The 10,045-nt window shown below is 74.5% G+C and carries 7 protein-coding genes and 1 rRNA gene; all 8 read left to right on the top strand.

The window, feature by feature from the left end:
* A 5S ribosomal RNA gene (rrf, locus tag KV557_RS45150) occupies window positions 1–71 on the top strand; the annotation flags it as partial.
* Window positions 72–272: 201 nt separating this feature from the next.
* Window positions 273–1,682 (top strand): sensor histidine kinase, encoded by a 1,410-nt coding sequence (locus KV557_RS34615; RefSeq protein ID WP_308130215.1) that lies wholly within the window; start codon window positions 273–275, stop codon window positions 1,680–1,682.
* Entirely contained in the window at window positions 1,634–2,299 is a 666-nt protein-coding gene (locus KV557_RS34610; protein ID WP_218205550.1) for a response regulator transcription factor, read from the top strand. Before KV557_RS34615 ends, KV557_RS34610 begins: the two co-directional genes overlap by 49 nt.
* 202 nt (window positions 2,300–2,501) lie before the next feature.
* The gene (locus tag KV557_RS34605) at window positions 2,502–4,040 is read left to right on the top strand and encodes a DUF2637 domain-containing protein (RefSeq protein ID WP_218205549.1); all 1,539 of its coding nucleotides are present in this window, start codon (window positions 2,502–2,504) and stop codon (window positions 4,038–4,040) included.
* 112 nt (window positions 4,041–4,152) lie between these two features.
* Entirely contained in the window at window positions 4,153–5,442 is a 1,290-nt protein-coding gene (locus KV557_RS34600; protein ID WP_218205548.1) for a DUF6986 family protein, read from the top strand.
* 133 nt (window positions 5,443–5,575) lie between these two features.
* Complete coding sequence (locus tag KV557_RS34595) at window positions 5,576–6,232, top strand: YigZ family protein (protein ID WP_218205547.1); 657 nt, start codon at window positions 5,576–5,578, stop codon at window positions 6,230–6,232.
* Between the two features lie 284 nt (window positions 6,233–6,516).
* The gene (locus KV557_RS34590) at window positions 6,517–8,244 is read left to right on the top strand and encodes a hypothetical protein (RefSeq protein WP_218205546.1); all 1,728 of its coding nucleotides are present in this window, start codon (window positions 6,517–6,519) and stop codon (window positions 8,242–8,244) included.
* Between the two features lie 114 nt (window positions 8,245–8,358).
* Window positions 8,359–9,990 carry a restriction endonuclease gene (locus tag KV557_RS34585; RefSeq protein WP_218205545.1) on the top strand — a complete coding sequence of 544 codons (1,632 nt, stop codon included), beginning with the start codon at window positions 8,359–8,361 and terminating at the stop codon, window positions 9,988–9,990.
* Window positions 9,991–10,045 lie beyond the last annotated feature (55 nt).

Genomic DNA, 10,045 nt, shown 5'->3' with positions numbered 1-10,045 from the left:
CGGAAGCTAAGCCTCACAGCGCCGATGGTACTGCAGGGGGGACCCTGTGGGAGAGTAGGACGCCGCCGAACAATCATTCCGAAGAACCCCTGATCCATCACGGATCAGGGGTTCTTTGCATTTCCGGACAATCTCACCAAACCCCCTCGTGCTATGCCCACCCCCAGGTGGTGCTAGGTCCACCCCGGAATTGGGGTGGCATGGCCAGTGCCCGGGGCGGCCGGTTCGTGAACACTGATGGTGGACGATCGAGACCGGCATCAGGAGCTTCCGTGACAACAGAGAGTCGAACGAGCGGCATGACGATGCGCGCGTACGGCCAGGCGGTCCTGGCGGCGGGAGGCCAAGGGCTTGCGCGGCTGGCCCTGATGGTGCTGGGCGCGGTGCCGGGGTGCGTGCTGCCGTTGGGGGCGGCCTGGATCGCGGCCGGCGCGACGGTCGTGATCATGCAGGAGTACTACCCGGTGGTCCTCTTCGCCCTCATCGCCGCGATCCTCGCCGGCGGCCTGGTGGCCGGTGCCCTCGTCCGCCGGACCGCGAACCGGACGCGGAGGCAACTGGAGCGCTGGTTCGGCATCCGCCTGCCCGCCGTGTACCAGCCGATGCCGGTGCTGGAGTCGGACGAACGCGGGCACTGGTGGACGGGGTACTCGTACCACCGCTCCCGGACGGTCGCGAAGTACGCACAGCTGCTGCACTGGGCGTTCCGGGACCGCACCACCCGCGCCGAGATGCTCTGGCTGGTCGTCAACCCGCTGGTGACGGTGGCGCTCGCGGGGCCGGTGGCCTTTCTCCTGCTGATGGGCACGGTGTACGCCCCGACGGGGCCGAGGGTCGTCGACGGGGCCGGGCCGTTCAGCGCGGGCATGGCGTCGACGCTGGTGAACATCGCGGTCGGGCTCGGCATCATCGGCGCCGGGGTCCTGGTGGCGCCGTACGCGGTGCGCGGATACGTCGAGGTGGCCCGCCGGGTGCTGGACCAGGACGGCCGGGCGACGCACGCCCAGCTGACCAGGCGGGTGGCCGAGTTGACCGAGACCCGGGCGGACGCGGTCGGCAGCCAGGCGGCCGAGCTGCGGCGGATCGAGCGGGATCTGCACGACGGGGCGCAGGCGCGGCTGGTCGCGATCGGGATGACGCTGGGCACGATCGAGCACCTGATGGACACCGATCCCACGGCCGCCCGCGAGCTGCTGTCCGAGGCGCGGCAGTCCTCGGCCCGGGCTCTCCAGGAGCTGCGGGATCTCGTCCGCGGTATTCACCCGCCGGTGCTCGCCGAGCGCGGACTGGGCGACGCCGTCCGGTTGTTGGCGCTGGACAGCGCGCTGCCGGCGGAGGTGTGCGTCAGCCTGCCGGATCGGCTGCCGGCCCCGGTGGAGGCGGCGGCGTACTTCAGCGTCTGCGAACTGCTGGCCAACGCGGCCAAGCACTCGAAGGCGGACCAGGTGTGGGTGGACATCCTGTACCGGGCCGGATCCCTGCGGGTGACGGTGACGGACGACGGCGTCGGCGTGGCCGATCCGGCGAAGGGGACCGGCCTGCGCGGGGTCGAGCGCCGATTGGGTACCTTCGACGGTGTCCTTGCCATCGACAGTACGTCGGGCGGTCCGACCACCATCACCTTGGAGCTGCCGTGCGAGTTGTCCTCGCCGAGGACCTCTATCTCCTTCGGGAAGGCCTGATCCGGCTGCTGGAAGCGCACGGCTTCACCATCGCCGCCGCCGTCGAGACCGGCCCGGAGCTGCTGGAGGCGTTGCTGACCCACCGGCCGGACGTGGCCGTGGTCGACGTCCGGCTGCCGCCGACGCTGACCGACGAGGGGCTGCAGGCCGCGCTCAAGGCGCGCCAGGAGATCCACGGCCTTCCGGTGCTGGTGCTGTCGCAGCACGTTCAGCAGCTGTACGCGCGGGAGTTGCTGGCCGACGGCACGGGCGGGATCGGCTACCTGCTGAAGGACCGGGTGTTCAACGCCGGGCAGTTCATCGACGCGGTCCGCCGGGTGGCGGCCGGCGGGACGGCGATGGACCCGGACGTGATCGCGAAGCTGATGCAGACCACCTCGCGCCGTCCGGGGCCGCTGCTGCGGTTGTCGCCGCGCGAGCGCGAGGTGCTGGAGCTGATGGCGGAGGGCTGCTCGAACTCGGCGATCGCCGCCCGGCTGACGGTGAGCGACGGCGCGGTGGCCAAGCACATCGCCAACATCTTCACCAAGCTCGAACTTGCCCCCGACGAGGATGCCAACCGACGCGTCCTCGCCGTGCTCGCCTACCTCAACGGCACGGCGGAACAGGCCACCTGACGCTCCGACCGGTCCGGTGAACCGGTTCGGGCAAGCGTCCTGCCGTGACACTCCGGCCTGCGAGAACGCTGAAACGGGTGTACGAGTAAACTCCGGTGGGCCGAGCCCGGAGGTCGCTCAGCCGTCCGGCGCGCCCGACCGGCGGGAACCGGCAGCGGGGCTGCGTACGGCAGCAGCCGACATCCAGGGGTTGATAGACGTAATGGCACGCCCAACGCTCACCAAGGCTCACCGGAGCCTGCTCGGCATCGTCGCGGCCGGCGCCTGCATCATCTCGGGCATCGGGTTCGCGGGTTCGTACAACGCGGTGCGGGAACTGGCCGCAGAGAAAGGTTTCGGCACCTTCGCCTACGCCTTCCCGATCGGCGTCGACGCCGGCATCGTCGTCCTCCTCGCGCTCGACCTGGTCCTGACCTGGCTGCGGATCCCCTTCCCGCTGCTGCGGCAGACTGCCTGGCTGCTGACCGTCGCCACCATCGCCTTCAACGCGGCCGCCTCCTGGGGCGACCCGCTCGGCATGGGGATGCACGCCGTCATCCCGGTGCTCTTCGTGGTCGTCGTCGAGGCCTCCCGGCACGCGGTCGGGCGGATCGCGGCGATCACCGCGGACCGGCACATGGAGTCGGTCCGGATGATGCGCTGGTTGCTCTCCCCGGTGCCGACCTTCCGGCTCTGGCGGCGGATGAAGCTCTGGGAGCTGCGGTCGTACGACGAGGTCGTCCGGCTGGAGCAGAACCGACTGGTCTACCGGGCTCAGCTGCGCTTCCGGTACGGACGCGGCTGGCGCCGGTCGGCGCCGATCCAGGCGCTGCTGCCGCTCAAGCTCGCCAAGTACGGCGTGCCGCTGGACCCGGCGCTGCTCGACCGGCTGGACGACGAGGCGCGCGAGCGGGAGGCGACGGAGGTCCGGGAGCTCCAGCTCCAGGACCACCGCGCCGCCGCGGCCATCGCACCGGCGGGTCCCGCGGGTCCCGCAGTCCCGGTTCAGCCGCAGCCCGTCGGGCAGGTCCAGCCCCGGCCTCAGCAGCAGGCTCAGCCGCCGCAGGCTCAGCCTCCGCAAGCTCAGGCTCTGCAGGCCCAGCCGCAGGAGACTCAGCCCGAGCCGGCCGCCGTCCCGCTGATGTCCGCCGAGGTGGCCGCGCCGATGCTGGCCAAGCTCGCCGCCGTCCGCCTGCGCGCCGCGCAGGAGCCGGAGGGCGTGGCCGAGGAGGCCCCGCAGTCGCCGCGCGAGGAGCTGAACGTCTGGACCGCACGGCCGGTCCGCACCACCGGCGGTCACCAGACCGACGCGACCCCGGCCGGCCGGGTGCCCGGCCAGGCCTCGCCGTGGTTCAAGCCCCCGCGCCCGGCCGCCGAGGAGGAGCCGGCCCCGCAGCCCGCGCCTCAGCCCGGCCCGCAGCAGCAGCCCCAGCCCCTGCCCCAGCCCGCGCCGCACGCGGAGGCACACCCCGCTGAGCCGACCCAGCCGCAGGAGCAGCTGCACCTGCAGCCGCCCGTCCACTCAGACGAGCCCGGCCCGCGCCCCGCGCCCGCCCGGCTCGACCCGGAGCTGGCCTTCGAGGCGCTGGTCTCCTACATCGACACCTTCGAGCACCAGCCCGACCCGCAGCGCCTCGCCGAGTGGCTGACCACGGAGTACGGGGTCACCGGCAACCGCCCGGACGGCTCGGTGCACCCGAAGGACGTCGCCGCGCTGTACCCGCAGCTGAGCGACCGCTACGCCGCCGCCGGGAGGGAGTGACCTCCGTCCCGGGATCCGTCCACCGCTCGGTCGGCCATTGACGCCCGACCCCGCCGGGGCTACCTTCACCTCAACAAATTGTTGAAGTGCTGGTTCGGCATGGAGGAGCACGATGTCGCAGGTCGAGGTCGACGGTAACGGACCGACAGGCGGGGCCTCCTTCTCCGCCGCCGCCCGCGACGCCGTGGAGGTGCTGCTCGCCCCGGTCGACGCCGACCTGGCACGCCGCTACCCGGGCGACTCCGGGACCCGGCAGCCGGTGCACACCGTCTACGTCCCGGCCGACGCCTTCGCCGCCGACACCGTCCGCGCGTGGGGCCGGCAGGCCCTGGAGGCCTTCGACACCCACGCCGGCACCCCGTCCGAGCTCGCCCGCGCCCTCGGCGTGGCCGACGATGCCCTGCTCGCCGACGTGCACGCCCGGGTCCGCGCCAAGCTCGAACGCGAGCCGATCGAGGACCTGCGGATCGACTTCGAGGACGGTTACGGCCCGCGCCCGGACGCCGAGGAGGACGCCGCCGCTGTCCGCGCGGCCGAACTCGTCGCCGCGGCCGTGGCGGACGGCAGCGCGCCGCCGTACATCGGCATCCGGATCAAGTGCATGGAGGCGCCCGTCCGCGCCCGCGGCATCCGCACCCTGGAGCTGTTCCTCGCCACTCTGCTCGCGAACGGCGGACTGCCGGACGGCCTGGTCCTCACCCTGCCCAAGGTGACGTACGCCGAGCAGGTCACCGCGCTGGTCCGGCTGCTGGAGGACTTCGAGCGGCGCGCCGGGCTGCCGGCCGGCCGGATCGGCTTCGAGAGCCAGATCGAGACCACCCAGGCGATCCTCGGCCCGGACGGCCGGGCCACCGTCGCTCTCATGATCGAGGCCGCCGAGGGCCGCGCCACCGGCCTGCACTACGGCACCTTCGACTACAGCGCCTCCTGCGGCGTCAGTGCGGCCTACCAGAGCATGGACCACCCCGTCGCCGACCACGCGAAGGCGGTCATGCAGGTGGCCGCGGCCGGCACCGGGGTCCGGCTCTCCGACGGCTCGACCAACGTCATCCCGACCGGCTCCACCGAGCAGGTGCACGCGGCCTGGAAGCTCCACCACGACCTGGTCCGCCGGTCGCTGGCCCGCGCGTACTACCAGGGCTGGGACATGCACCCGGCGCACCTGCCGACCCGCTATGTCGCCGTGTACTCCTTCTACCGCGAGGGTCTGGAGGCCGCCGCCGCCCGGCTGGCCGCGTACGTCGCCAAGGCCGGCGGCGACGTGATGGACGAGCCGGCCACCGCCCGGGCACTCAGCGGCTACGTGCTGCGCGGCCTGGACTGCGGCGCCGTCGACCCGGCCGAGGTCACCGCCCTGACCGGCCTGGACCGCAAGCAGCTGGACGCCCTGGCCGGCCGCTGACAGTGGGCCTCCGGCCGCCTGCTGGCCGTCTGCCGCCGACCACCTGCCCGGCCAACTAGGCTGGCGGTGCCGCCCCGCACGTCCGGGGCGTGCGCCGCCAGCCTTCGTCGTCTCCCGGGAGAACCGCCGCGCCATGTCCGCCACGCCGGAGCCGACCCCCAGGCCGTACCTCACCATCCGGCAGGCCGGCAGCCACGAGATCGAGATCAAGAAGTCCCGGTTCATCTGCCACCTCGCCCGGGTCGCCGACGAGGAGGAGGCCCAGGCCTTCATCGCGGGCATCCGCAAGCAGTACTGGGACGCGCGGCACAACTGCACCGCCTTCGTGGTCGGCGACGAGCAGCGCCGCGAGCGCTCCAACGACGACGGCGAGCCGGGCGGCACGGCCGGGGTGCCGATGCTGGAGGTGCTCCGCCGCCGCGGGCTGACCGACACCGCGGCCGTGGTGACCAGGTACTTCGGCGGCATCAAGCTCGGCGTGGGCGGCCTGGTCCGGGCGTACGGGAACGCGGTGTCGGAGGCGGTGGACGAGGTCGGCCTGCTGGAGCGGCGGCCGGTGGCGCTGCTGGCGGTGACCGCGGACCACGTGCGGGCCGGGCGGGTGGAGAACGACCTGCGGGCGGCGGGGTACAAGGTGAGCGACCTCGCCTACGAGCCGACCGGGGTGCGGATCGAGGTCGGCGTGCCGGAGCCGGACGTGGCGGCCTTCCATGCCTGGCTGGCCGAGGCGACCGGCGGCACCGCCGTGGCCGTCGCGGCCGGCCGGACGTATGTCGAGGTGCCGGTCTAGGCCATCGGCGGGGCACTGTTTCATCGACGGGGCAGTGTTCGCAGACGCATATCCGGCCGGATCGCGGCCGACCTGCCGACCTCGGCCGAGTCGGCCAAGGTAGCCCGGACGCCGCGCCACGCGGGGCGCGGCTTGAGCAGATTCACTCGAACGTATTCACGTGGCCCGGAGTTGGAACTTCCACTCCCGGTCGTGGCGTTTCCTGGGCAAGGATCCGGCCGAACCGGACGAAACCCATCGATGGAGGACACCAGACCCCACCACCGCACCACGGAGGTATGCGCATGACCTCAGACCGCTCCCCTTCGCCCGCCCGTGCCGACCTGCCCGGCCCCCGGGGCCCCGCGACGCCCTACCGGATGACCGTCACCACGACCCTCCCGCACGCCGACGCCGTCTCCCTGGCCGACGAGCAGCTCGCCGACTGGCTGAAACAGGAAGGCTGCGAGGAGCCCCCGCCCGCCGGGAACCCGCAGGCCGAGCGCCTCCGCCTCGGCGATCGCGTCCTGCTCGACCGCGACCACGGCCCGCTGCGCGGCGGCCCGGGCGCCGGTTGCTACGACCGCCGCCGCCTGCGCACTCCGGCCCCGCACGGGACACAGCAGCTCACGCTGACCGTGGCCACCGCCGCCGACGGCCCCACCTGGGTCCGGCTGGAGGCCGAGTCGCACAGCACCGGCAACGGCCTGCGCACGCCGTGCCGGGTGCCGGTCCCCGAACTCGCCCGCACGCTGCTACCGCTGCTCGACGCCACCGACGGCCCGGCCGTCGTCCAGCTCGCGCCGCGGGTGATCACCGCCGCCGAGGTCGACGGGCTGATCGACGAGCTGTGCGATCCGGAGCGCCGACTGCCCACCGTGGTCGCCAGCGTCCCGGTCAACCACCCGGTCGACCTCTGGGTGGAGGCCGTGGTCCGCCCGCTCTGCCAGCAGCTGCCCGGCCTCGCCACCGCCTACGTGCTGGATCCGGGTGCCCGCACCGGGTTCAACGTCGCGCTGGAGTACCACACCGTCTACGGCGGGGCGGTGCGCACCTACCTGCCCGAGGTCGACCCGGCCTCCCGGCAGGACGGCGCCCGGCACCCGGTGCTGGCCCGAGGCCGAATAGAGCAGGACCTCCGCCGCGCCGCCGGGCTGCTCGCCCGCGAGCCGCGCCGGATCGCCGCCGACCTGCCGCTGCCGCCCGCGCTCGCGGCCGTCCCGGTGCTGCGGGTCCCCCCGCCGCAGCACCGCCAGGACGCCGCCTCGCCGGCCGACCCGGTCGCCGACCCCGCAACCGGCCTGACCGCCCGCCAGGCCGCCGCCTGCGCCGAACTGGCCGCGCTTGCCCGGGAGGAGCAGCAGGACCGGGCCGAGCAGCAGGCCAGGGCGGACGAACTGGAGCGCGTCCGGCGCACCCTGAGCCGCGAGCGTCGGGTCCGGGCGAGGGCCCGGGGCCGTGCCCTGCCCGCCCGGCTCTGCGCCGGACAGGCCGCCGCACCGCGCGCCCAGGCCGCGCGGACCGGGCGGGCAGGGCAGGCCGACGGTCCGGACACGTTCTCCGAACTCCTGTCCCGGCTGGGCGAGTTCCCGCTGCTCACCTTCACCGGCGACCAGAAGGCCGCGCTCGCGCTGGACGAGCTCCAGTGCGCCGGGGCGGGCTGGGCCCGGCTCGCCTGGGACGGGCTGACCGCCCTTCAGGAGTACGCCGAGGCGGCCGTCCGCGGTGAGGCCGGCGGCGACTTCAAGCAGTGGTGCGAGCACACCCCGGACGGCTGCCACCGCTTCCCGCCCCGCAAGGCGGTCCGCGGGGAGTCCCGGACGGTGTTCAGCCACACCAAGTGGAAGCGTGAGCGGATGCTGCCGGTGCCGGAGTGCGTGGACGCCTCCCGGCGCGCGTTCATGGGCGCGCACCTGCGGATCGGCGGCGGGCGCACCGCACCCCGGCTGCACTATCTCGACGACTGCTCGGGCAGTGGCCGGATCTATGTCGGCTACATCGGCCTGCACCTGACCAACACCCGGACCAACTGAGAGGCTTGGCTGACCACTGCGCCCGCTCGGTGGACAATGTCCGGCAGGGGGCGGGCCGCAGGGTCGCCGGCCGCCCCGGGCAGGCGCCGGACGAGCATGGGGGAACGACGACCGATGCAGTACTCAGCAGACGGCCAGCCCGACGGCACCACCACCGCCCAGTTCCCCCAACCGGGCTTCCTCGCCTCGGTGTTCCGCGACCTCGGCGCCGATCCCGGCCCGGACCCGGGCGCCGTCAGCGCCACCGCCGTCACCGGCACCACCGGTGACGGCCCGTCCGAGGCGGAGGAGCCCGTCGCGGCCCAGGCCAGGGCCGCCGCCCTGACCCACCACCGCACGCTCACCGTCCAGGCCGAGCACGACCGGCTCGCCGACCTGCTGCGGCGGGCCGCGCTGCCCGTCTCGGCCATGGACTTCGAGAGCCAGCTGCGGCGCTACGAGCCCCGCCCCTACCCGGCCGACGGGCCGGCGGCCGCCGCCGAGGCCGAGCCCCGCTGGGAGGATTTCGCCCCCGCCGAGCCGCCAGCAGCCGGCCCCGATGCCGCCCCGACCCGCCGCCTGCTCGACTCCGGCTACCAGCGCGAACTGGCCCAGGCCCGGCTGGCCCACCAGCGCGCCCTGCGCGAGTGGCGCACCCGCCAGGCCGAGGCGGGCAGCCCGGCCGCCGACGAGTCCCGGCGGGCCCACGAGGAGGCCGAGGCGGCCCGGGCCCGCGCGGTGCGCGAGTACAACGAGAGCCTGGAGGAGTGCCGCCGGGCCTACCGGCTGGCCGAGCCGGCCGCGGTGGAGTCGCTGCTGGAGCGGGCCCTCGCCGCCGCCGAGACGGCCACCCAGGACCTGCCCGCCCCCTGCCGGGCGGTCTTCCGCCCGCTCACCCGCACCGCGGTGCTGGACCTCGACCTGCCGCCGCTCGACCTGGTGCCCTCGCTCACCGGATACCGGCTCGCCCCCGACGGCGACATCGTCCCGGTGCCGCGCCGGCCGGCCGACCGAGCCACCGACTACCTGCGGCTGGTCGCCCGGCTCGCCCTGCGCGCCCTGCAGGCCGCCGACGCCGTCGACACCGACGAGATACTCGCGGGCGTCGTCCTCAACGGCTGGCTGCGCGAGCCCGGCGGGGCCGAACCGCTCTGCCTGGTCAGCGTGGACGCCGACCGCGACGCGCTGGCCCGCACCCGGCTGCTGCCGCCCGCCGCCCCGTACGAGGAACGCGACGGCGAGGGCGTCTACGCCGACGCCGAGCAGGACGAGGCGCTGGTGCGGCTGCGCCAGCTCGGTGCCGCCGTCACCCCGGACCCGTACGCCCGGGCGGGCGTCGAGCCGGCCGCGCGGGCCGGGGCCGCCGTGCCGGCCGCGCCCGACCTGTCCGCCAACGAGTTCGCCCAGCTGGTCCGTGACCTGCTCACCCGGGGCGGGCTGGCCGAGTGGAGCGTCCGGCTGCGCGGTTCGGCCGGGCTGGTCGCCACCGGCGAGGGCGGCCCCGGCAGCGCGCTGCCCGGCCGTTGGGTGGTCTGGGCCTCCCGGGGCGGCGCCGAGGTCGCCGCCGAGGAGATCCGGACGCTGGCCGAGGCCGTCCGGGAGGAGTCCGCCGAGCGCGGCCTGCGGCTGACCACCGGCCGCTTCGCCGACGAGGCCCTCGACCTGACCGCCGAGGAGAGCCACCGGCACATCCACCTGGTCGACGGCGACGGTGTCCGCGAACTCGCCATGACCCACCTCGGCCTGCCCCTCGCCGCAGGCCGCTGACCGGCCGTTTCTACCCCCCTTCGCCCCTCGCTCCGACCTTTCGAGGGCTCACCCC

Source organism: Kitasatospora aureofaciens (assembly GCF_019192735.1).
In the GTDB taxonomy this organism is placed as follows: Bacteria; Actinomycetota; Actinomycetes; order Streptomycetales; family Streptomycetaceae; genus Kitasatospora; species Kitasatospora aureofaciens_A.
This window is presented reverse-complemented; position numbering and strand designations above follow the sequence as displayed.